16 protein-coding genes are annotated in these 22,600 nt (G+C 55.5%); 5 read left to right on the top strand and 11 right to left on the bottom strand.

What is annotated here, in order from left to right; all coding sequences use genetic code 11:
• Positions 1–704: 704 nt before the first annotated feature.
• From OSO_RS0113705 to OSO_RS0113675, 5 genes are all read right to left on the bottom strand, one after another.
• Positions 705–1,187: a DinB family protein gene (locus tag OSO_RS0113705; protein ID WP_010583846.1), complete on the bottom strand. Its 483-nt coding sequence runs from the start codon at positions 1,185–1,187 to the stop codon at positions 705–707.
• Between the two features lie 125 nt (positions 1,188–1,312).
• A complete protein-coding gene (gene mgtE, locus OSO_RS0113700) occupies positions 1,313–2,692 on the bottom strand; it encodes a magnesium transporter (protein WP_010583845.1) in 1,380 nt (459 codons plus the stop codon).
• Between the two features lie 269 nt (positions 2,693–2,961).
• Entirely contained in the window at positions 2,962–3,336 is a 375-nt protein-coding gene (gene rpsI / locus OSO_RS0113690; RefSeq protein ID WP_029246984.1) for a 30S ribosomal protein S9, read from the bottom strand.
• Between the two features lie 208 nt (positions 3,337–3,544).
• Complete coding sequence (rplM, locus tag OSO_RS0113685) at positions 3,545–4,027, bottom strand: 50S ribosomal protein L13 (protein WP_050986149.1); 483 nt, start codon at positions 4,025–4,027, stop codon at positions 3,545–3,547.
• A 301-nt stretch (positions 4,028–4,328) separates the two neighbouring features.
• A complete protein-coding gene (locus tag OSO_RS0113675; RefSeq protein ID WP_237729280.1) occupies positions 4,329–5,645 on the bottom strand; it encodes a c-type cytochrome in 1,317 nt (438 codons plus the stop codon).
• A gap of 643 nt (positions 5,646–6,288) precedes the next feature.
• On the opposite strand from OSO_RS0113675, the gene OSO_RS0113665 reads away from it, so the two are divergent.
• A complete protein-coding gene (locus tag OSO_RS0113665; RefSeq protein WP_010583839.1) occupies positions 6,289–7,695 on the top strand; it encodes an MFS transporter in 1,407 nt (468 codons plus the stop codon).
• Positions 7,696–8,351: 656 nt separating this feature from the next.
• Here the strand turns inward: OSO_RS0113665 and OSO_RS0113660 are convergent.
• The 3 genes from OSO_RS0113660 to OSO_RS0113645 all read right to left on the bottom strand — a co-directional run bounded on the left by OSO_RS0113660 (position 8,352) and on the right by OSO_RS0113645 (position 15,353).
• Positions 8,352–9,257, bottom strand: coding sequence for a hypothetical protein (locus OSO_RS0113660; RefSeq protein WP_010583838.1), 906 nt, complete (start codon positions 9,255–9,257; stop codon positions 8,352–8,354).
• A gap of 63 nt (positions 9,258–9,320) precedes the next feature.
• A complete protein-coding gene (locus OSO_RS0113655; RefSeq protein WP_010583837.1) occupies positions 9,321–13,793 on the bottom strand; it encodes a BamB-related PQQ repeat family beta-propellar protein in 4,473 nt (1,490 codons plus the stop codon).
• Between the two features lie 246 nt (positions 13,794–14,039).
• Positions 14,040–15,353 carry a homoserine dehydrogenase gene (locus OSO_RS0113645; protein ID WP_010583836.1) on the bottom strand — a complete coding sequence of 438 codons (1,314 nt, stop codon included), beginning with the start codon at positions 15,351–15,353 and terminating at the stop codon, positions 14,040–14,042.
• A 205-nt stretch (positions 15,354–15,558) separates the two neighbouring features.
• Here OSO_RS0113645 and OSO_RS0113640 point away from each other — a divergent pair, with 205 nt between their 5' ends.
• Positions 15,559–16,539: a menaquinone biosynthetic enzyme MqnA/MqnD family protein gene (locus tag OSO_RS0113640; RefSeq protein ID WP_010583835.1), complete on the top strand. Its 981-nt coding sequence runs from the start codon at positions 15,559–15,561 to the stop codon at positions 16,537–16,539.
• 158 nt (positions 16,540–16,697) lie between these two features.
• A complete protein-coding gene (gene mqnC / locus OSO_RS0113635) occupies positions 16,698–17,822 on the top strand; it encodes a cyclic dehypoxanthinyl futalosine synthase (RefSeq protein WP_010583834.1) in 1,125 nt (374 codons plus the stop codon).
• A gap of 164 nt (positions 17,823–17,986) precedes the next feature.
• Here mqnC and OSO_RS0113630 read toward each other — a convergent pair whose 3' ends face one another.
• Both OSO_RS0113630 and OSO_RS0113615 read right to left on the bottom strand, forming a co-directional pair.
• Positions 17,987–18,262 (bottom strand): FliM/FliN family flagellar motor switch protein, encoded by a 276-nt coding sequence (locus OSO_RS0113630; protein WP_029246983.1) that lies wholly within the window; start codon positions 18,260–18,262, stop codon positions 17,987–17,989.
• Positions 18,263–18,865: 603 nt separating this feature from the next.
• Entirely contained in the window at positions 18,866–19,288 is a 423-nt protein-coding gene (locus OSO_RS0113615) for a VOC family protein (protein ID WP_010583832.1), read from the bottom strand.
• Positions 19,289–19,475: 187 nt separating this feature from the next.
• Between OSO_RS0113615 and OSO_RS47935 the strand changes: the two genes are divergently transcribed.
• Both OSO_RS47935 and OSO_RS0113605 read left to right on the top strand, forming a co-directional pair.
• On the top strand, positions 19,476–20,768 hold the full coding sequence (locus OSO_RS47935; RefSeq protein WP_010583831.1) for a DUF1559 family PulG-like putative transporter: 1,293 nt from the start codon (positions 19,476–19,478) through the stop codon (positions 20,766–20,768).
• A 193-nt stretch (positions 20,769–20,961) separates the two neighbouring features.
• Positions 20,962–21,969: an AI-2E family transporter gene (locus tag OSO_RS0113605; protein WP_010583830.1), complete on the top strand. Its 1,008-nt coding sequence runs from the start codon at positions 20,962–20,964 to the stop codon at positions 21,967–21,969.
• A gap of 5 nt (positions 21,970–21,974) precedes the next feature.
• On the opposite strand, the gene OSO_RS0113600 is transcribed toward OSO_RS0113605, so the two are convergent.
• Positions 21,975–22,229 carry a hypothetical protein gene (locus OSO_RS0113600; protein WP_157605179.1) on the bottom strand — a complete coding sequence of 85 codons (255 nt, stop codon included), beginning with the start codon at positions 22,227–22,229 and terminating at the stop codon, positions 21,975–21,977.
• Positions 22,230–22,600 lie beyond the last annotated feature (371 nt).

The raw sequence follows: 22,600 nt of genomic DNA, 5'->3' as shown, positions 1-22,600 counted from the left end.
GGGGGTACGTCACCTACGTGATCCTACCCCGTTCGCCGGTGTCCCCCTTGCGGGTTCTCCCTCGACTTGCATGCCTAATCCACGCCGCCAACGTTCATTCTGAGCCAGGATCAAACCCTTTGAGTAGTGTTTCCGAACTGAACCACAAACCGCTGATAAATCAGGCAGCTTGAGATTCAGTGTTGTATGCACTGGGTTTGTCCGCTAGCCATGTGTTGACTGACCGATGAGTCTTACGACTCGGTTTGGTCATTTGTCTTCATCACAATTAAGTGATGGAGAACAAGGTCTTCGCACGGCCAGCAACCGCATCAATACGACAAGACTGATTCTCAAAACTCTCCAACCGTGTTTTCAAAGATCTGTCCACCACTGGGTTTGCGTCGCGTTTGCGTCTCAACCGTGTGGCGGTGCGGAAATATATCGTCGTGGATTTTATTGTCAATCAATGGGGCAAAGATTTGTTGGTACTTTTTTTGGGCCGCTCGGAAACCCGCCCGCAGATCCTGTGAAATCGGACGAGTTCAACAGCGTAGACGCCTGGAGCGATGTTGTTTTGTATCGCATCTTCTGTGTGCAAAAGGAGATAAAGATGTTGATACGCGTGTTCATGTGTTTTGCCGGACTCCCTTGTCGTTGCTGATGTATCGGTGATCTCCGGTGCGTTCGGGGCGGAAGACACTATTGATGGGGGCTGAGTCGGTCTAAAAGAGTGGTGGTCGGCCGCATTGGCGGCGGACCACGGCCCATTGTCCCGCGTGCATCAGCCAATGACTGCCTTGAAGTTCGAACATGGAACCGGTGGTGGGGGCGTAATTAACGCCCGTTGGCTTATCTAGATCCGCGTCGGTGACTTTCGAAAGAAGGTCGAGCGTGGCAGCGCGGGTTTTCTCGAACAGGGCCAGCAACTCCGCTTTCTTGTCGAAGTCGGCCGGGTTGTCGCTTTTCGCGGTTTCCTTGGTGTATTTCTCGGCGAATCCGTCCGGGAGCGGCGGCATCGAGTTTGGAAACAGTCCCATCATCATTCCGTATTCGCTGGCAATGAGGTGTCCAACCTGCCAGTTGATGTGATTGCAGCCTGGGCAGGGACGTTTCATCAGTTCGGCGTCGGTCAGGTCACCGAGGTATCCAAGGCAGATGGTTTTTCCCATGTCGATGGAAAGCTTCAGGGCATCACGTGCATTCATGGTATGGCCTTTCAGAGGTGTTGCAGGTTGCAGGGCAGAAACGTGAAATCTGATCGCGAGAGTCCCTCACGCGATCGTTGCGAGTTGCAGAATGGGAATCAATCAGAGATCGCGCCGGCGGATGGTCAGGCCAGCAGCCAAATTGCGACGCTGAAATAGATCACCACACCCATAAAGTCGCTCAGCGACGCAATGAGCGGATTCGACATGATCGCCGGGTCCATACCCAGTCGGTCGAACAAAATGGGAAGGAGCGATCCCACGACAGTGCCCATCGTTACGACGAGAGCAATGGTCAGCGAGACAACGCCGGACTGGATGGGATCACGACCGAACAGCCCTTGCAGGGCCAGCCAGTTGAACACTCCGAGCGTCAGGCCGAGAATCAATCCAGTCAAAAGTTCGCGTGTTGCCAGTTGAATCTTGTCGCGCCGGTTCATCGTAATGACGGCCATCGCACGAATCACCAGCGTTGCCGATTGAGACCCTGTGTTGCCACCACTCGCGAGAACGAGTGGCAGAAACCATTCCAGCCACTCGTTGGACTTTGCCCGGTCTCCGAACGAACGCATCGCGGTGGCGGTGACCAGGGCCATGATTGACAGGAATAGCAGCCATACGCCGCGTTTGAAGGCAATGGTCAGCAGCGGAGTCGAGAAGTACGAGTGCTCCAATGGGTCGATCGCGGCCTGCAAATAGGCGTCTTCGTTGGCCTCTTCCTGGATCACGTCCAGGACGTCGTCGTGCGTAATGATCCCCACCAGGCGTTCGTCGGCGTCGAGAACTGGCAGGGCAATCAGGTCAAAACGCGCGATCAGACGAGCGGCCTCTTCCTGGTCATCTCGGACGTGTACGGAAATGAAGTCGCGGGTCATAATGTCGGCGATCAGGGCCGATGGTCGAGCCAAGATCAGCTCGCGTAGCGAAATCACGCCCAGTATCCGGCGGCCAGCGTCGACGACGAACACGTAGTAGATCGTTTCCCGGTTGGGGGCCTGCTGCCGCAGGAGGTTCAGTGCCTCGCCGACGGGAATTCCGTCTGGCAGTGAGGCGTATTCCGTCGTCATGATCGACCCGGCGGAATCCTCCGGGTACGACAGCATTTTTCGAATTTCATCGCGTTCGGCCTGGGCGATCAGCGGTAGCAGCGCTTCAATCTGCACCTCGTCCAGATTTTCCATCAAGTCAACGCGATCATCGGGCGACATGGCCTCGATGAGCTTCGACAGGTGCTGGCGGTCGATGTTGGCAACAAGTTCGATCTGCTGCGTCGGCTCCAGGAACTCAAAAATGTCGGCCTGGTGCTTGATGTCACTCGACGACAACACACGCCACGCGGATGCCGGATCCAGCCCGAACAGCACTTCGGCGACAATCGCGGGATTTAAGACTTCGCAGAACTGCTGCAGTCCAACGACGTCATTCTCGATCAGCATCAGCTTGAGATCAGGCTGAAGCAGTCGCTTGTATGTCCGTGCGGTCGATGATGCATGTGACTGGTCCATCCGTGTTCCCATCACAACGCGGAATGACTTCGGGAATGCTGAGCAATCTGCTCACAAGCGGTCTGGAGGGCGTGATGCCGGGAAATGGTCAATCAGCGGGCACGCGTCACTGCGTCGATTCTCGCTGATCTGTTGGGGCGTGTGATTCGACATAAGAAAATACCCCGCACGGAGTCAAATCCGGGCGGGGCGTGTGTTCAAGAGTCCTAGAGAAGGCTCAGGCTCTTTAGATCGCAGCAAACACCGAGACGCGAACGTCCCGAGTGGGGTCAGCGTTTCGAGAACTGCGGGCTTCGGCGGGCTTTCTTGAAGCCGTATTTCTTGCGTTCGACCATTCGGCTGTCTCGCGTGAGGTAGCCGTTTTCGCTCAGCAAGCTATGAAACGTGGGGTTAAGGGCTTCAAGAGCACGGGCAATACCCATGACAATCGCACCGGTCTGTCCAGTGGTGCCGCCACCGCTGACTCGCACCCACAAATCAACTTGACCAAGCTTTTCGGTGGCTCGCAGCGGTGCTTCAATCATCTGCAGATCGCGGATGTTATTGAAGTATTCCTGCAGCGGGCGGCCATTGATCGAGGTGGCGCCGTTTCCAGCCTTAAGGCGGACGCGAGCGACAGACGTCTTGCGTCGTCCGGTGCCGATCGCAACGCCATTCCGATCGAGCTTGCCGTGGATTTTCACGACAACGGGTTCCGGCGCGGCCACAACAGGCTCAGGCGTCGAAGAGAAGCTCAATTCGGTGGGTTCTGGCGTGGTCGTCGTTGTGGTCGTGTCGTCCATCGGATCTATGCTCAACGGAAAGAAAATGGGAAAAAGACTGAACCGATCGTGGCAACGTCAACTGGCGTCGTTACTTCGGTGCCAAGTGCGCTGGCAGCGGTTCTGGCTGCTGAGCCTGATGTGTGTGATCTGGGCCCTTGAACAATTTGAGCTTGGCAAGCATGTGCGCTGCCAACGCGTTCTTGGGCAGCATTCGCTTGACGGCCAACGTCAGGATTTCCGTTGGGTTCTTGGCCCAAAGGTCAATCGCAGGAATGGTTCGTTGTCCACTAGGCCATCCCGTAAACCACACATAGCTCTTTTTTGCCATCTTTGTGGTGAAGTAGGGGAATTCATCGTGAGCCATGCGGCCGCCGCTGAAGCGAACTTTGTCGGCGTTGACCACGATGACGTAATCGCCAGTGTCCACATGCGGGGTGTAGTCCGGACGGTGTTTACCCATCAGGATTGTTGCCAACCGCGTCGCCAAACGACCAACGGTCATTCCGTCTGCGTCGACGACATACCACTTTGGCTGATGATTTCCGCCGGGACCGCGATCGGCCGCCTTCAAGAATGTAGTGCGAGGAGCAATCACAACTTAGACCTTAAACCGTATAGCGCAAACACGAAACGGGACCGTCCCCGGTTTTTGCGGAACGGGAAAGGTAACGTGTATTCGCAATCCATTCAACCGTTGATCTCAAAGATTTGGTACCAAGATTCTCTGATCGGATAATTATCGCAGTTTCCAAGCGAGCCAGTCACGCTGATTTCCACGCAAACCCGGTCCACTGCAATGCCCGGATGGCCGACTGCGATCGGCTGAATGGGTGCGTCACCCGTGGAGATTTCTGGGATTTTTTGTGCCTTGATCACAAGGTTTTCAGATATTCCAAGACCGCTTCTTTCTCGGACTCGGTCAAGGTTTGCGGAAACAAATGGCCAGCGGAACTTTTTCCTGGCAGGCGTGTGTCGAAATAGCGGCGACGTTCTGCGGGGGATTTGGCCGTCCGCGGAATTTCGTCGAAGGTGCTGATTTCCAGGCCGACACGTTGTTCGTCGTATCCGTCTTCTGTCCGTTTCCAAACCTTGGGACGAGTTTCCGGGTGCATCAGGTGCCACAGAGTGGGAACCGATCCGTTGTGGAAATACGGTCCGCTGGCCCAAATTCCGTCGAGCGGTGGTGCGACGTATCCAACCGGGTTCGTCTCGACGGGGTCCTCGCCGAAGCGGCTCATCCAGCCTTTTTTCATCCAGGAACGGTGTTCTGGCGAGAGGGACGACAGGCGCAATCGGTCTGTTTGAACTTCATCAATGTCGATCGTCTGCTGATGATAAACACCGCTTGCGCCATATGTTCCGTGGCACCTGGCGCAGTTCTTGGTGAAGATTGGTTCGCCGCGTGATGCAAGTTCTCGATTGATCTCAAAGGGATACTTGGGAGCTTCGAGCGATTCAATCCAGGCGAGCATGTCTGCGAATTCGGGCTCCCACTCGGTCAGCTGAGCCGGAGTCACGCGCGGTAGCAAAATGAATTGCATCAGCGGGCGCGCCGTTTTGGGCGAAAAGCCATCGGCGTAAAGTGATGTTTTCTTTTTCACGTTCCAATAGGGAGGTGCGTCCATGTCGTGGTGGACGAGTTGTGGGAACGGGCGCTGGAGATCGACTGTCATGTCGGGATTGCGATAGGCACCCAGGACAATTCCAAACACAACCGAATTAGTTGTTCCATTTGTGGTGCTGAGCGGCATTTGCAACGAGCCCAAGTCCAAATGAGCGAGTGCTTTGCCCTGTTTAATTTTGACTGTCCGCACATCTTCCGCCAGCGTCTGCAGCGCGGTGTGTGAATTGGGAAGTCCTGGAATGACTCGTCCGGCGACTTTTCCGCCGTGACATGCCAGGCAGTTCATGACCCAGTTGCCGCGATCGGCCGCAACATATCCAAACGCCGGTTTTTTTCCATCAAGATCGTCGGGCGCCGTGATCAGTCCGTAGTAGGAAAAGGTCAGTCGTCGTCGGGTGCTGGGGTCGGCGGATTCCGCCGCTTTGCGGTCTTGCTCGGGCCAGACAGTCCACAGTTCGTCAAAGACGTCGTCGTCGAAGTCCGGTGGCAGATATTCATGAGTTCGAAGGAACTCGAATCCTCGCCGGGCCGACGCCATTTCCGCGGCAGGCGACACCTGCGACATCAACACTCCTGAAGCCAACACGCAAAAGAAAAGCTTGATGCGGATCGTTCGAGGTAATGTCTGAGACGATGATCGCGTTGCCAATACAAGATTCATTCGGAGTTCCGGCATCGTGACTGGGGCTTCCTCTGAAAAAATCCTTGTCGCTCTGATCAGATATTGGACTGTCGGATGTTACAAGTTTTGATCTCACCGCGGATTTGTGAAGAACAGACGAGTTCTATTAAGTCTTCGTAAATCGCTCTTCGTCATTTCATGATCGACAGAGTATCTTATGCAGGGCGGCAAGAATCTGCTGTGGGTGCAGTCGCCGTTGCAAGTGCCGGGCATTGGTTTCGTCATGCTTGGAGGCCGCATCAGATGGGCTTGGGTGAAGTCTCTTTCGCGGATTTCAGGCTGTTCACGGAAAGCAGGTGCCCTGATTCTATGCATGTTGCTGCCTTCGCGACTTGCAGTCGTCTTAGCAAAGTCGTGAACACCAACTTCGAAGCGGCCAAAAGCCACCTAAATGTAATGAGTTGAAGTTCGCGGTCCGTCGGCAGCGATTTTGCATCATGGGGCGTTCGAGCGGATTTGCAGTACACACACGACCGATAATCTTTGTAAATGTTCGCCGAGAATACGGCGAAAAGCGATTGTACTGGTGTATTTGAATGAACCTCAACCGATTTTTGTGTCTCTGCCTGACGTGTCGTCGGCCGAATCGAATTCGGTGAGTCTTGATCGAGAAGAGAGCGAGGAAATTGTGTCGTCCGTGCGGGTTTTGAATCGGTTGGTCCCTCCCATTACTTCGAAGTGGACCGCGATTTCGCCACCCAGTGAAGTGCTCAAACGTGACCTGCAACTCAGTGTCGTCGATGGCTCCGCGAATGGTGTGACGGTCGGTATTGGCGAAACATTTCTTCCTGCCTTCGTGCTGGCGATCGGCATGGGCGAGGTGTTTGCGGCATTGATTGCTGCTGTTCCTCAGCTGCTGGGAAGTCTATTGCAGTTGATTTCGCCGGATGCGATCCGGATTCTTGGGTCTCACAAACGCTGGGTGGTGTTGTGTGCGACACTGCAAGCCGCCTCGCTGTTTCCGCTCATCGTGGCATCTTGGGCGGGAACGATCTCACCCGCGGCGGTGTTGGTGATTGCGTCGCTCTACTGGGCGACAAGTCTGGGTGGTGGCCCTGCGTGGAATACGTGGCAAGGGACAATCATCCCTCGGCATATCAGGCCCAAATTCTTCGCCCGTCGCGCCAAGTTGGTCCAGATCATGACCTTGGCCGGGTTCTTGATGGGCGGATTCGCGCTCAAAGCGGGGCAGATGTATGGAGCCGAAGTACGTGTGTTTTCGGCACTCTTTGCGACGGCTCTCATTTGCCGTGTGATTTCTGCAGCCTGTCTGGCTCTGCAAAGCGAGCCCTATCCGATCCCGCAAGACATGCGATTCCTAACTCTCGGCGAACAGTGGCATCATTTTTCGCGCGGGGCGTCGGGGCGACTGCTGGTGTTCGCAGTCGCCATGCAGGTGGGGGTCTTTATTTCGGGGCCCTTCTTTGTGCCGTATATGCTCAAAGAATTGCATTACGAGTACCACCACTATGCCTTGTTGATTGGTTCCTCGTTTCTTGCCAAATTTGTGACACTGCCCTGGTGGGGACGAGTGGCTCATCGAATGGGGGCTCATCGGCTGCTCTGGATTGGTGGGCTGGGGCTGACACCTTTGGCAATTGGTTGGGACGTTAGCTCAAACTACTACTGGCTGCTGGTGTTACAGCTTTTGGCGGGGACCGCTTGGGCCGCGTACGAGCTGGCGCTGGTGTTACTGTTCTTCGAAACCATTCCCGAAGCCGAACGAACCAGTCTGTTGACGTTGTACAACGTCGCCAACAGTTTGGCCCTTGCGATCGGCTCCGTGATTGGTGCCAGCATTCTCAACGGGTTGGGGGTTTCGGCGAATTCTTATCTGTGGGTCTTCGCGGCCTCCTCCGTGTGCCGTGGTTTGGCGCTGTTCCTTTTAAAACGAGTGCCCGCGACGTCGGCCGAGCAGGCGGCAGTCGCGTAAGGCCCTTTGCACGGGGGGGGGGGCGCCCGATCATCTCGGTCGCTCAGAGCTTGGTGAGGTCGTGATCAACCAACGCTGAAGATCATGGCGTTTGTTGAATCGAGACATGAACGGCAGCGTTATGGCCCATTCCATTGCTGTGCTTCGAATGGGCTGGCCTCGTTCGGATTCAGGGTCGGCGTCTGAGTTGGCCTCTGCCCATAAAAAATCTCCCGCAAGAGGGGAAATCTTGCGGGAGCTCCATGCGTTTGGGACTGAATAGATAAGTGCCGGTACGAAATCACCCTTTGAAATCAACGCATGGGATAGACGGTTCGCCTGATGACCTTGGCCAAGGGGCCAGACGATAATGCGAACTGCAGATTCTAATTGATAGCATTGGTCGTGCCATCCCCGATGAATCGTGAATTCCCCACGATTTAAGGTCTTTGCTTCGATGGGTCGCCATCGCCGTGACGCAAAACCGCAGCAGAATGCGTCAACTGTCTTCTCCTGACGCGTATGCCCGGCGACTCTTCATCTGAGATTCTGGAGCGTCGTGTCGGAGACCGAATTTTCACCACGGAGGTGTGGGAAAAAATTGTTCAATCTGCGCAATTCAAATCCGGACAATTGGGAATGCAGGCCAGTCCCCAGAACGTGGCCGGCTGCTTCCGTTATCGACTGGTTTCCACAATCGACTCTGCAGATTGTCTGTAGAGTCGCCAGAGCGAGAGCAGGTAGAGGACGAGCGTGCTGAACACGCCGTGAAGGATCACGCAGACGCGTGTGGTATCCGTTGGCTCGACCAGGCCGATCCATTCCATCGCCGCGTACCATCGAAAGAGGCTGATTCCGAAAACCACTGGAATCGCAATCAACCAAATGTAATGGTACAGCAGCGGGGCTTCGGAAAAGCGGATGGGAAACAGCCATTGACGCACGGTCAAGTGTGCTCCCCCTGTTGCGGCTTTGAGGAATTCCAGTGACGAGTTGGGAGACGCGGACGAGATCGTGGCGACAATAATTTGGCGGTGTCGGAGAAAGCCGATCCAGATTCCGCAAAACAACGTGATGTAAAGCGATTGTGTAAACAACGCATGGACATACACGAATGCCAGCGAATGCTGTGAATCGAGCAAGATTCGCACGTAGGGATTGCCTTCCAATTCGAGATTCGGGCTATGGGCGACTGTCACCGCCATGTCCAAGACGGCCCCCCCGACGATAAACAATCCCCCGCACGCGGTGATTCCCCAAGGCAGGCCCGTTTTCCCTTGATGAATCAGTCGATCGAGCAGCACCAGAGCGATCAATCCCAAGCCGGGCAATGAGTACGCGGTGTAGAGGTGCAGTCGCCATGAGTCGGCGGGCAACCATTCGTAAATCGTTCGCGAAAAGGGGATGCCCGTCGTGGTATCGATGCGTCGCCAGAACTCGAATTCGTCAATTCCCTGATGCGCCAGTCCATGCAGGACAAGATCACAGCCGATCCAGATCAAGAGCAACGACGAAACGGCCAGGAATCGCCTGAGGGTGACGTTTTCGTTCCAATAGATGACGGAATCGTCTGATCGGTCCATGGGGCATCTCACGATCGCGACTGAAGAAGAAGGCGTTGTCACAAGTTCACGAGATCACACACACTACTTGCGGTCACGATCATGCTCGCGGCCCTTTGATTCGTTCGATGCGTCGCCGGATGAATCGAGTGAATAGCGAAAACGAATCGTTTCGTATTGAAGCTTCAATTCCAGGATGGCTAGTTGGACGTCTGGGTTCAAGAGGAAATAGGGTTGAAGGTCATCACGGCGCTTTTCGACCAGTAATTTGCCTGTGCGCTTGTCGATGACACGTAGGACCCCTTCCGTTCCGTTTGGACTGGATTTCGACGGTTGTTTCCAAAGTTGCACAAAAACGGGGGCCGCGCGAGATTGATCGAGTGCAATCGGTTCGTCCTTCAGGGTTCTCTTCCAAAGAATTCTTGGCTCGTGGCGATCAATAGCAAACAGCGTTCCCGCGATAAATCGCCTTCGCACCGAATCGCTGGGTTGCAATGACCTAAGCGTTCCCATGTTCCCTGTTGGCTGAGTCATCGCGACATACCATCGTTCTTCATCGTGCCATGCGATCAATCCATTCACGGATGCCGTGTCGACGTCGAGCGGGTGACCTAGCGAGACACCTGATCGCGCGTCGACGAGGTGGAATTGGTTCTCGGGGGTTGCCACTCCAATCGTTTCGGGATCGAGAGCGACATACTGGGAATTGCTTGCGGCGGAGCGTGTCCAGATTGGCTTGCCCGTCCGCAAGTCGTGTAACTCCATTTGTGACGAATCGAGACCGCGTGTGACCGTCCAAACCAGCGAGTCCAAGTGATGAAACATGCTGCTTGGTGGATTCGTCAGGACTTGCTCTTCGACCTTTCGTCCATCGAGCGCACTTAAGATTTCGAGAACCTTGTTTTCACGCCAGACATAGATCTGGTGATCATCTCCCAAGACGGTCGCGTCCCCAGGAAAATCAAGCCGTTCCCAAAGCGCTCTTCCAGAATTGGTCTCGACGGCAACAAGCTTTGTCCCTTTTTGGTAGCACAAGTAACCGGCACGGACAGGCCCCACGCGTCCAATCGGTCGATTCGATTGGTCGACGACAAGGTTTCGGCCTTCGTTGGCACCGCCTTGGCCGGTAATGACGCGCGTTTCACTGGGCGAGCTTTGCAGATCAATTGGGCTGGGCCAGAAGTCACGTTGTTCGAGTGGTGAAATGGCGAACAACTCGCTGCCGACCAGACAGATCACAACACGTCCAATTCCCCATGCGTCGCGCAGCATGTATGACGGGCCGCGATAAGGCGACACGCTGGGGGGAAGTTTGAACTTCTGTTCATCCTCTTCTGTCTGTCCGCTCTGAAAGAAATTGTCGCCGCGAAAAAGGATCTCGCCGCCATTTCGTTCGACGCAAATATCCAATCGACTAGCCAGGCTTCCCGGTTCTGCATGCACAGGAATCAGGGCATAATTGATCCCAAAATTGCGCTCATCGAGTGATTCCAGTACAGGCTCGACCGCAGGCCAGCCCGTTGTTCTAGTCGATGTCTGACGTCGAATCGAAGGGGCTCCACTGCTGACTCGCGTGACCGACTGAGTCCCATCGGGACGCCTCGCCACGGCAAACTCGCGATTGATTCGTTCTCGAATTGCCAGGGCATCCTGGCGAATATCAAGCCGCTGAAGTCGTAGAACAAGTTTTTCCAGTGCTTGCAGTGCAATTGCCGCATCGTCCGAACCGGCGGCATCGAGTAATTGCAGTTCGACTTCGGCAGGGGAGCGCTTGCGGATCGACTTCTCGTCTTCGAGGACCGTCAGTTGCCGACTCCAGTCGAGTCCCCTCCATTGCTGAGCCAGACTCTGCACGGCGGTGCGATCTCGGCTTTTCCTAGCGACCTTCACCCGGCCAGCGAACAGCTCATCGAGTGATTGAAGCTCAGCCGGTTTCGCCTTGCGATACGCTTCGTCGATCAGTCCCAACAGGACGCGATCTTTCCGCACGGTGACGGACGAGGTTTTGACGAGTGATTCGGGGTGGTCAAGCTCCGCTGCCAGGCCATCGAGCGCGGCGTCGACACACGCGATAAGGTCCACCGCCGCCAGAGCCGACGTGCCAATCGCATCCGCCGCGGCGAACTTGAAGTCGACATCAACGGCGAGTTCCTTTAGTTGTCTGGCCAGTTCCACACGTTCCGCATCGGGACGGTGCGAGTTCGGTTCGCGCAATGCATCAATAATGGCCTGGCGTCGCAATGCACGCGCGGCGTTGGAATCGAGTCCATTCAATCGGCCTCGAGCGGCCAGCGAGTCTCCTGCCTGCAGATCCAGCGCCGCAGCACGCAGCCGAAGGTCTTCGTTGTCGGGGGTTTCACGCAGTTTCGATTCCACCTCATTTCGGACGTCTTCCAAACGAGGCAGCCACATGAGTGACTGACGGCTGAACGAAATCCAGCCCGTTCCAGCCTCGGCCAGGGCGCCCAGCGAAGTCTCGGAATTGGAAGAGTCCGCCGTAATCTGACCATTCCTGACATCCAACAGCAACGTTCCGCCCGATTGCGTCGAGACGATCATCGTGGGGCCTACGAATGTTCCAGGTCCACCCACTTCGAGTGTGGCGGTCCGCCACAGTATTCGCCCTGTGGTCAGTTCGTGGCCGCGAATAAAGTCGCCCTCGATGACGACTACGACATCCTGCACGATGCCCGCGACAATCAAGCCCCCGTCTCGTGGAACGCGCCAGATGGGGCTTCCATCCGCCAGTCGAATTGCATGCAATTGATCGGTTTCCGGCGAGGCAAACACGACGATCGGTGTGGCTGGTGCCGTTTGGTCGGGTGGATGTGCGGCCTTCGTTACCGAGGCGATCGTTGCAAACGGCTCGCGCCAGGCGTCCCACCAAGGTTCGTTGGTCTGCTGTGAGTCATGCGGATTCTGTCCGCGTTGCAGGTCTCCCACCGAAATCGTTGTGGCGGGATAGCGGTAACCCCACTTCATCGTCCTCAGCAAAGGATCGATACTGATGACCGCTCCTGCTCCGGTCGAACAGATCAGTTGTCCGTCGTGCCAGATGACCGGACAAGCCACACGCGATCGCTGAAGGTCTTCCGTCGCGGGGAGCAGCGCGGTTCCCAATGACAGAGTCCAATCGACCCTGGGCTGCTGGGGATTCAACGCGACAAGTCGCATTTCCGTCTCGTGCTGGACCACGACATATAACGTGCCATCGACGACCAATGGACAACCCAGAAAGAGGCATCCACTTAGCGAATCGCCCGATGAACCTGGCGGGCCGCCGATTTCCCAGTTGAGGGCTCCGGTCTGCACGTTGTAGCAACAAAGCCGGTTAAAGTTCGGACCGGTCCGCAATAGACCGGTTGATGCGCTGCGTTCAATTCCAAACTCGCCGCTTCGATCGGGCTCCTGGATCGCGAATAATCGCCCGCCATCAGTGGTCAGTTCGTTGAACAGGGAATCCGCGAGGCTGCGTCGTTGGGCCCAGTCCGTGGCTTTCATCTGGTACGACGGATTCTCGATCAGGCGTCGGTCCATTCTGCCGAATTCCACATTCGGTACTTCCCAGCGACGCGCACCATTTTTCAGGTCAAATGAGTGAATCGCATCGAGCGTGCGCACGATGACCGAATCGCCGACGATAAGCGGCCGCAGAATGGAGATCGGGCGTACGCCCAGATCGCGTTGTTTGGCTTCTCGTGACGCCAGTGTTGCACCCAACGGAACCGTGAATGGCTGTTTCCACGCCGCTTCGTGAATGGGGCGCCGCAGTCGACCTTCGCTGGCGGAAACGACGTCCACGGTCGATGTCTCGGGAATCTCACTGACGTGGTCTGCCAGCCATTTCCCCAAACTCGTTTGGCGATTGGTATACGTGAGATTCAGATTTCCATCGAACCGCAATAGTCGCTCGCGAATCGCCCGCATGGCATCCGGTTCGCGCAGTTCGCGAGTTTGTTCATACGCAGCGGTCAGGGCGGACACGCGTTGTTGTGGAGTGGCCTGATCATGTTGTGCCACGCGTTGGAAGGCCGCTTGCGCGGAATGGGAACGCGATTGATCGCGTTCCCGGCAACCCAACCACCACAACGCATCAACGCCAAGTGGCAGGTCGCCGTATTGTTCTAGAAATGCAATGACTTCCGTCGGACCCTGATGTCGTACTCGTTCCCATTCGCGTCGAGCTGTGATGCGCCGTGGTTCATCCAGCCGCTGACGCATGTCCGATGGAATCTGTTGCAATAGCCGCACGGCTTCTTGATGCGCGCCCGATTCGGTCCAGACGCCTGACGGGATAAACGAATTCGAATCCGCGAGCACCCGTTCCAAGAGGGGAATCGAAGCGACATAGTCCATTCGCTCAATCGCATCCCGGGCCAGTTCGATGCATTGAATCACGGATTGCTGACGAGCAAGCGTCAACGAATTGTGGCTGCCTTGTCGCAAACTTTCGGCATTGATGGGCGGCGGATTCTTGGCAACGGGCAACGGCTGCTTGTGGGCCCGTGGAGGCTGTGCAAATACGACTGTCGCCAGGCACACGAAAAGGACCGCCATGGTTTTTCGTGGAATCGACCGGGCTGGTAAAAGGTCGTTCACATCTTGCTCCTGCATCACATCTCGTGATTCTGCCGCTCAGGAGCATCGACCGCAACGTCAACCTTCGGAATTCCCCGATCGATTCGGATCGCCGCAAACGGGTGGCGACCCGAATCGAAACGATTTCAATTGAACCGTTATGAGCGGATCGCCCTCGATCAAACGACTGGTTGCCGGCCGATCGAGGGCTGCGTTGCGTCGAACTCAGTCGGCGACGGCCAGTACCATTCGTGGTGATCGAACCGAACCCAGTCGATCCAGATCGCGTTCGGCTGCTGCCAGATTTCCCGCCGTTGTGCGGTGCGTCATGATGATGAGTGGAACAATCGGCACTGCCGTCGATCCAGCATCGACTTCCGGGGCTTCTGGCTGAATCACCGTAGCCAGACTGATCCCATGTCGACCCAGGATCCCCGTGACCTCGGCCATGACGTTCGGACGGTCTTCGACCGAAAGACGCAGGAAATAGCGACTGGTCGCGTTCTGTGCGTCGATCAGCGGGAATTCAGGCGTCGTTCGCCACAGATCAAGTTGATTGAACGTCAGTTGCGCTCGTCCAATTGCCAGGTCGATGATGTCAGCGGTCACTGCGGATGCGGTTGGCAGTTGGCCGGCCCCACGTCCGGAATACCAGACATTCCCAACGACGTCGCCTTCGAGCAGGATGGCGTTAAACGGACCATGGATCTGTGCGAGCGGCCGGTCGTTCTTGATCAGCGTCGCTCGGACACTCATTTCGAGCTTGCCCGAAACCAGTTTTACACTCGCCAGCAATTTAATGACGTAACCCAGATCGGTCGCATGCTTAATGTCGACCTGTTCGAGTTTATCGATCCCACTGACATGGAATTCGGTGGCGGTCACTTTCGTTCCGAACGACAACTGAGCCAGGATGCCCAGCTTCTGTGCCGCGTCGGTCCCGTTCACGTCTAGTGTCGGATCGGCTTCGGCATATCCCAGGGCCTGTGCGTCACGCAAGGCGTCGGCGTACGATTGCCCGCGGAACAACATCTCGGTCAGGATGTAATTTGTGGTTCCATTCAAAATTGCCTGAATGCCAACGATCTGGTTTGCGGCCATCGATTGCCCGACGGCGGCAATGATCGGAATTCCCCCGGCGACCGCGGCTTCAAAGCAGACCGTTCGGCCATACCGTTTCGCGGCCGCAAAGATCTCGTCACCATGTTCGCACAGCAGCGCCTTGTTGGCCGTCACGACGTCCTTGCCCGCTTCCAGCAGGGCGAGCACCACTTCGCGGGCGGGGTGGATTCCCCCCATCAATTCAACCGCCACCTTGATTTGGGGATCACGGATGACCGATTCCAAGTCGTCCGTCAGCACTCCAGATGGCAGGTTGATCTCGCGTGGTTTGCTCAGATCGCGAACGACGGCACGCCGAATTTCGATCGAGCGTCCGGCTCGTTGACGAATTCGATCAGGTTGCTGAGTCAGAATTTTGGAAACACCGGTGCCGACATTTCCCAGGCCGACGATGGCAATTTGCAGAGGCGAGGTCATGAAAACGTCCTGTCCCGATTGACGTGTGTCGATGTGCGTGAACGAAGAGCTGATCCGAAGAACTGCTCAATTTGAAGCGAAAATCCTTGCTGTTCTGGCGGTTAGCCGTTAAATCCCGCGTCAGAGGACGGTTCCATCCTTGCGAGCCGCGTTGGGATGACGCATCCTAATCGGCAATTTACGCGATTACCAATACGACCACACTATGAACTTTCAATCCGATCTTTTGTCCGACCCCACCGCCTCTCCGCTGCGACAAAGCGAATCGAACAGCGGACTTGCGGCTTCAATGGCGTCGGAATCGGTCTCCCGAATCCGTTCTGCACGAATTGGGGCCGTCAGCTATCTGAATTCCAAACCGCTGGTCGAAGGATTGTCGGAACTGTTGCCTGACGCAGAACTTCGGTTGGATTTTCCCAGCCGCCTGGCCGACGAACTGGCCCGCGATCAACTGGATGTCGCCCTTATTCCCAGCATCGAATACTTCCGCGGACAACAGTATCAAATCATTTCTGACGCATGCGTTTCGGCTCATGGGCCCGTGCTCAGCGTCAAACTGTACAGCCGTGTGCCCTGGGGTGAAATTCGTACGCTGGCCCTAGATGAGGGGTCCCGAACGAGCGCCACGCTTGCGCGAATCATGCTGGCCGAGCGGCACGGTGTGTTCCCGGAACTGCAACCGTTGCCGTTGGACCATCGAACCGATGACACGACCGCCGATGCGATCCTTCTGATCGGCGATCGTGCGATACTGCCGCCGAAGGAACAATTTCCCGGTACGTGGGATCTGGGTGAGGAATGGTGCCAATGGACCGGCCTGCCCTTTGTGTTCGCCATGTGGGTTGCCAATCGCCGCCGCATTCATGATATCGCCCAGGCCGAACCGCGACCGGGGATTGCGAATCGATTGCCAGAGGCGAAACGAAGTCGTGGCATGGTCGACATGGACCAGATTGAACGGGCCTTGAATCAATCGCGCGATCGCGGTGTGGCGCGTCTCGAAGAGATCGCCCGGCGAGAAGCCCCACTGTTGGGGCTTTCGTTTCCAACGACGATCAGCTACTTGTCGGTGAATCTTCAATACCATCTCGGTCGAGCCGAGCGGAGCGGATTGAAGTTGTTTTATGAATTGGCGTCGGGTTTGGACCTGGCGCCAAAAGGAGTCGATCTGATCTTCCAAAGCTGATATCTCGCTCGGCGAGAGGAAAGACTTGGTGATCGAGGACAATGTGGAGCGTGATTGCGAGAAGGGCGCTGTCTGTCGGCGTCGGCGAGAAATCCAATCCAGACGCTCCACAACTCCATTGAATGGGCTTGGTGGATTGACGAACGAGGAATATTGCAGTGTCAGCCGAAGTCAAACGATTGCTCGAAAAGGCCGTGGCCGGAGAACGACTTACCCCCGCCGAAGGCCTGACGATTCTGGAATCGCACGATCTGGTGGCAATCGGTCAAGCTGCCGATGCGGTCAGCCGTCGACTGCATCCCGAGCCGTATCGCACGTTCAATATCGATCGCAACATCAACTACACGAACGTCTGCTCGGCGGTCTGTGACTTCTGTGCCTTCTTTCGCAAGCCGAAAAGCCCCGAAGGCTACGTCCTCGACAAAGACACGATCTACAAAAAGATCGAAGAGACCGTCGCGTTGGGGGGCGATCAGATCCTGATGCAAGGCGGCATGAATCCCGACTTGCCGCTCGAATGGTACGAAGATCTGCTTCGATCTCTGAAAGAACGCTTTCCCCAGGTCAATCTGCACTGCTTTTCGCCACCCGAGATTTACGCCCTTCACAAGCTGGCAAAGCTTCCCGTGAAAACCGTTCTCGAACGCCTGAAAGCGGCAGGGCTTGGGAGTTTGCCTGGCGGAGGCGGTGAGATCCTGGTCGATCGAGTCCGCAAGGAGATGACGCGCGGAAAATGCTTGACGGACGATTGGCTGAATGTTTGCCGTGAATGGCATCTGTTAGGCGGAAAGGGTTCCGCAACGATGATGTTTGGCCATATTGAAACGCTGGCCGAACGGATCGAGCATTTGGATCGTCTACGTCAATTGCAGGATGAGACGGGCGGATTCACGGCGTATATCTGCTGGACATTCCAGCCCGACAACACCGACATGTCCCATATTCCGCCGGTCGGCTCGTTCGAGTATTTGAAGACGCAAGCGGTCTCGCGCTTGTATCTCGACAACTTCCCGAACATCCAATCCTCATGGGTCACTCAGGGAGAAAAGATTGGTGGCCTGGCGTTGCATTTCGGTGCGAACGACATGGGTTCGCTGATGATCGAAGAGAATGTCGTTGCCGAGGCCGGTACGGTCCATCACCTGTCGCTGGAAACGATCAAACGCCTGATTCGCGAAGCCGGTTACATCCCTCGTCAGCGAAACGTCTATTACGAGTACATCGATGACGAGCCAACCGCGGATCAAGTCACGCAACGCGTACAACTACCGGTCCTGCGTTAAGCACAAGCGTCGTCGTCGGAATTCAATCTCGCCGGTCACCCTGTTCGGTTAACCGCGGTTCGTTAAGAGTCGCGGCCGTTCCCCTTGCGGCTTTTCGTTTCTTGCCAGACTTCCCCAAGCACCGTCGCTCCGGAATGGTGGCCCCTATCAGACCGGCCGATCGGTCATGAATGCCGCGCACCAACCACATCGTCACCCAGATTCTGGATGCGAAGTCCCATTTGCGAACCAATTTTCACGGGCTCTCCACGGCCCACAATTTTGTGGTCAATCTGCAGCAAAAGTGGTGAGGTTGCCGGCTGATCGAATTCAATCACCTTTCCCGGCGACCATTGCAAGAATTCGCTGAGCGTGAGATTGCGACGGCATACACGCACCGAAATCTCAATCGGAATCTGCCGGAGTCGATCCGAGTTCCGCGTCATATCGTGAAGGCTCATCCCCAAGTCCTGTCGCCAGATTTCGCAGATCCGTCCGCAGCGTATGCGTCGCTTCGCAAGGCCCGTACCGGAAAAGATCGGTTGTTGGGATCAGGTAACTTGGGCAGAACTGATGTTTTGGTCCGACTCGGATCGACGTCCCCGTCTCGAATTCCAGGGACGGATCGAATGAATTCGGTCAAACCTCCGCGCATCCACCGGTAAGGACTTACTGATGATCAATGCGTGTGATCATGACATGAGGCAACTTCTGCCGCAGTTCGTTGCTGCCGTGATCACTCGGCGAGGTGTCACGAAAGCACGGGGCCATCTCATCTTTTCGGTGAGTGGTTTCAAAGTGTCCAAGCGATCGACCTCGGTTTTCGAGTGCTTGGAATTCTGAAACGTGATCACGATCTCATGACCGAATGGCCAGCAGGGCAGTGATCCCACGCGACCGCCAAGTTGTGAGACGACTGCGTATGTTCACAACTTTGTGGTCCGATCCGAGATCTCGATGGCAATCAAACATCAGACCACAAACAAAAACAGCAGCCAGAATTCGACGGAATCGAAAGCGATTTCGGACTGCCCTGTCGGCTTGCCTGTCGTGACCGTTCAGGATCAATCCTCAGGCAGCAGTTGCGGGTTCCACACCACTTCCCAGAGATGCCCGTCGGGGTCTTGAATGTAGCCCGAATAGCCGCCCCAGAACGTTTTCTGAGCCTGCTTCACGATCACAGCTCCCGCCGCGATTGCCTGCGTCATCACCTCATCCACTTCGACCTGTGAAGAAACGTTGTGTCCCAGCGAGAATTCCGTTGCACTGGGTTTGTTTAGCGCCAGTCCCGAATCCAGTGCCAAGCTCTTACGCGGCCAAATTGCCAGCTTTAAACCAGGCTGCAGATCGAAGAACGCGACCGCCCCGTATTCAAATTCTTGACCAATGATTCCGGGTGACTTCAGACCCAGGCCGTCGCGATAAAAACGAAGTGACCGTTCCAGATCATCGACGCAAATCGTAACGACAGAAACACGAGGTTTCATGACAAACTCCAGGCAGAAGCAGATTGACGGATCGACAAAACCAAATCCCGCTTATTTAGTTCCAGTCCGATCGTAAGAATCCGTGATTCTGTCTTCAATTTCCAGGGCCTGTCCGGAGGGTGTTGACAGATTGTCTTTGGGTTGCGAGGCTCGGTCAAATCTGCGGCAGTTAGGGAGCGAAGTAGATATGTGGCGCCAACGAGTGACAGTATTGGTCGTCATCTTGGCGACTTTGCTAATTGGGAGCGTCCTGTTTCCATATCTCCAGAAGGTACGCGAAGCCGCCCGGAGAATGCAGACGAGGAACAATCTGAAGCAGATCGGATTGGCCCTTCATAACTACCACGATACATGTGGCTGCTTGCCACCCGGTGGCGTGTTTTCTTCTGATCGAGAGGCATTTCACGGTTGGATGAGCTCAATTCTGCCGTTTTTGGATTCTTCACCATGGTATAACTCGATTGATTTTAACAAACCTTGGGATTCCTCTCTGAATGCCGGATTGTTTCTAAAACACCATCGGACATACGAGAATCTGGGCGACGAGCGACTTCCAGCTGACGGACGGGACTTTGCACCTGCACACTTCGCGGCGAATGCTCACCTCATGTCTGCGAACAGTTGCGTGAGATTTACTCATATTGATCATCTCGAGCAGGTCATGCTTGCCGCAGAGCTTGCTGGCACTTTTGTCCCGTGGGGGTGTCCCTACAACTGGATGCAACTGGAAAATCTGGATTCTCATCCAGCAACATTTTGCCACGTGCATGGGGCCGGATCGCATTTTTTATTTGCGGACGGACACGTTGAATTTGTCCACCGCGACATTTCTCCTGATATTCTGAAACGGATGGGCGGAGAAGACCTATCCGGCTTCAGAGACAATCGCAGGGGCATTCAGCAGCCTTTGATGTTCCTTTGTCCGGCCGATGCCCTTCAGATTTCGTGGGAACTTTTCAACGGTCGCGGAACGGCCGTGTTGCGGCGAAACCTCAATGGAGATTTACTTCGATTGGCTCCCGGAGACAAAGGGGGCTGGGAAGCGGACGATTCTGACTTCGCGATCATTGCAACACGGTATCCAAAACTCGAAGTTCTTCAGGCACGTGGACGTTTTCACGACGTGGGTGTTTCCTCAATTCGCGGCTTGAAGCATCTTCGCGAGCTCTCGCTGCATTCAAACGAATTGACAGACAACCTGTTCAAAACGGTAGGCATATTCGAAGTACTCGAAAAGCTCGACTTGCGATGCCCTCAGATGACCGACGCGGGCATTGGAACTCTGAAGGAACTGCAGAACCTTCGCGAGCTGTCACTCGTCTCGAATCAGATTACCGAGGCTGGTTTGTTATTCACCTCAGAGCTCCCGAACCTCAAAGTCTTGCGAATTCTCAGTGCAAAAATGAATTCAGAGGCCAAAGAACGCCTGCAAGACTCTCTCCCCAAATGCAACGTATTGTTGAGTCCGCTTGCACAATGAGCCGACTTCAAGCTCACACGAAATCCACGGCCCAGCTGACACGTAGGGTGCGAGTTCTTCAGAGTAACTCAGGACCGCGCCGTTGGTCTCTCACGTATTTGAAACCGCTCGCAGAGAGTTTCTTCTTGGTGAGTTTTGCTAGAGTTTAGGGATGTGAGATGATTGATCCTGGCGATTTTTGAGAAGTGACATTTTGGCCCACCCAGAAGATGACTCGCCGAAAACGTCCGCCAATTGGCAACTCACCGTGATCGCCATCATTCTGATCGGGGCGGCGGTGACGTACCTCGGGCCGATTCTGAAGCCGCTGCTTTCCGCGGTCTTTGTCTACTTTCTGATCCGTCCCGCGGCCCATTGGATGAAGCGGCATGGCTACTCGGTCTCGTGGGCTTATCTTGTTCTCTTTCTGCTCGCATCGGGGGCGGTGACGGCATTGTTATCCATTCTCTCGGTCAACGCTGTGCGGTTCCAAAGAGACTGGCCGATGTACAAGCAAAAGTTTCTTGATGCTGCGACGCGTTGGGGGCTGCAGGACCGTCTGACTGAGGGGATGAGTCTGCTGACCCCTGAAACCGTCATCAGCTTTGTGGCTGGCACGGCGGCGGAGTCCGCGGAATTCGGACTGATGCTCGTGTTCTATCTCCTGTTTCTCACGCTGGCCGCCCCAAAATTCCCGAAGCGGATTCATCGGGCTTTCCCACCGGAACGAGCCGAGCGGATTCTCGCCGTGTTTCAGGCGGTCACCGATGGAATGGCCAAGTACATGGAGGTCAAGACCGGAGTGAATGCCGGGCTGGCGCTGACGGCGGGGTTTGTTCTGGCGGCCTTCGGTATCGATTACTGGTTATTGTGGACCGTGTTGATTTTTGCGTTGAATTACGTCACCTACATCGGGGTCATCGCCGCGCTGATCCCGCCAATTTTGCTAGGGTTCTTGCAATTGCCGCTTCCCGCCGCGATCACGCTGTTCGTGCTTCTCATGGCGATTCGGTTTATCTGGATCGATCTGCTCGAGGTTCAAATCTCGGGACATCATCTCAATATCGATTCGTTGTTGTTGCTCGTGTTCATGGCCTATTGGGGTTGGGCCTGGGGCCTGATTGGGCTGGTGCTTGCGATGCCGATTGCCACCTGTCTACGCGCCGCCTTCTCAGCCGTCGAAGCAACCAAACCGATTGCGTTGTTGATGAGTAAAGACTGAGCGATTCAGGCGACGACGTCCTTGTGATCTCGATTCAAGATCACAAACGTCAGAATTGCGAAGAACGCGATACCGAGCCACGTCAGGTCAAATAATTGTCCCTGCCAGGCTGGAATCGCCATCCTCAGCACGACGCCGACAATCAGTGCTGTCATGCCGATGGAGAGCAACCACGCGTGTCGTGCCGATGGGTATCGGTCCTTGATCGAACCATCGAAGAGTCGAGGGCCAACGCTGATGGCCAGCAGGGCAGGGATCACAATTCTTGTCCACGGTACATCACCCGCGAGGTAGTAAATTCCTCCTGCGAACAACAGACCAGCGATCCAGATTAAAGGATGCTCAAAAAACTCTTTGAAGGAGCCTTGGTCGAGCCGAAACGATCTGCATTGCAGATTTCTCGTCGTGTTCAGTCGAATCTCTGAAGGAGTGAAAGTTCAATCGATTCGTTTCGTCGCGTTCAGCAATTGCATCCGACCGACGAACTCAAAACAGCCTGCTCAGAGAGGCTGCTCTGGGCGATTCCTAAGACGCGAGACAGACGAATCGTTCACCTGCGTTAAATCCATCACTTCACCGCGAATGACTTTGATTCTGGCAGTGCGCACCATCACAAGGATCGATGCACCTT

The organism is Schlesneria paludicola DSM 18645, assembly GCF_000255655.1.
In the GTDB taxonomy this organism is placed as follows: domain Bacteria; phylum Planctomycetota; class Planctomycetia; order Planctomycetales; family Planctomycetaceae; genus Schlesneria; species Schlesneria paludicola.
This window is presented reverse-complemented; position numbering and strand designations above follow the sequence as displayed.

Bases quoted from the DNA above. Each gene is read 5' to 3' on its own strand.
- OSO_RS0113655 (WP_010583837.1), bottom strand. From the start codon at position 13,793: ATGGCGGTCCTTTTCGTGTGCCTGGCGACAGTCGTATTTGCACAGCCT.
- mgtE (WP_010583845.1), bottom strand. From the start codon at position 2,692: ATGGACCAGTCACATGCATCATCGACCGCACGGACATACAAGCGACTG.
- OSO_RS0113630 (WP_029246983.1), bottom strand. From the start codon at position 18,262: ATGAGCCTTCACGATATGACGCGGAACTCGGATCGACTCCGGCAGATT.
- OSO_RS0113640 (WP_010583835.1), top strand. From the start codon at position 15,559: ATGAACTTTCAATCCGATCTTTTGTCCGACCCCACCGCCTCTCCGCTG.
- OSO_RS0113675 (WP_237729280.1), bottom strand. From the start codon at position 5,645: ATGTCGCAGGTGTCGCCTGCCGCGGAAATGGCGTCGGCCCGGCGAGGA.
- OSO_RS0113705 (WP_010583846.1), bottom strand. From the start codon at position 1,187: ATGAATGCACGTGATGCCCTGAAGCTTTCCATCGACATGGGAAAAACC.
- OSO_RS0113645 (WP_010583836.1), bottom strand. From the start codon at position 15,353: ATGACCTCGCCTCTGCAAATTGCCATCGTCGGCCTGGGAAATGTCGGC.
- OSO_RS0113660 (WP_010583838.1), bottom strand. From the start codon at position 9,257: ATGGACCGATCAGACGATTCCGTCATCTATTGGAACGAAAACGTCACC.
- OSO_RS47935 (WP_010583831.1), top strand. From the start codon at position 19,476: ATGTGGCGCCAACGAGTGACAGTATTGGTCGTCATCTTGGCGACTTTG.
- OSO_RS0113615 (WP_010583832.1), bottom strand. From the start codon at position 19,288: ATGAAACCTCGTGTTTCTGTCGTTACGATTTGCGTCGATGATCTGGAA.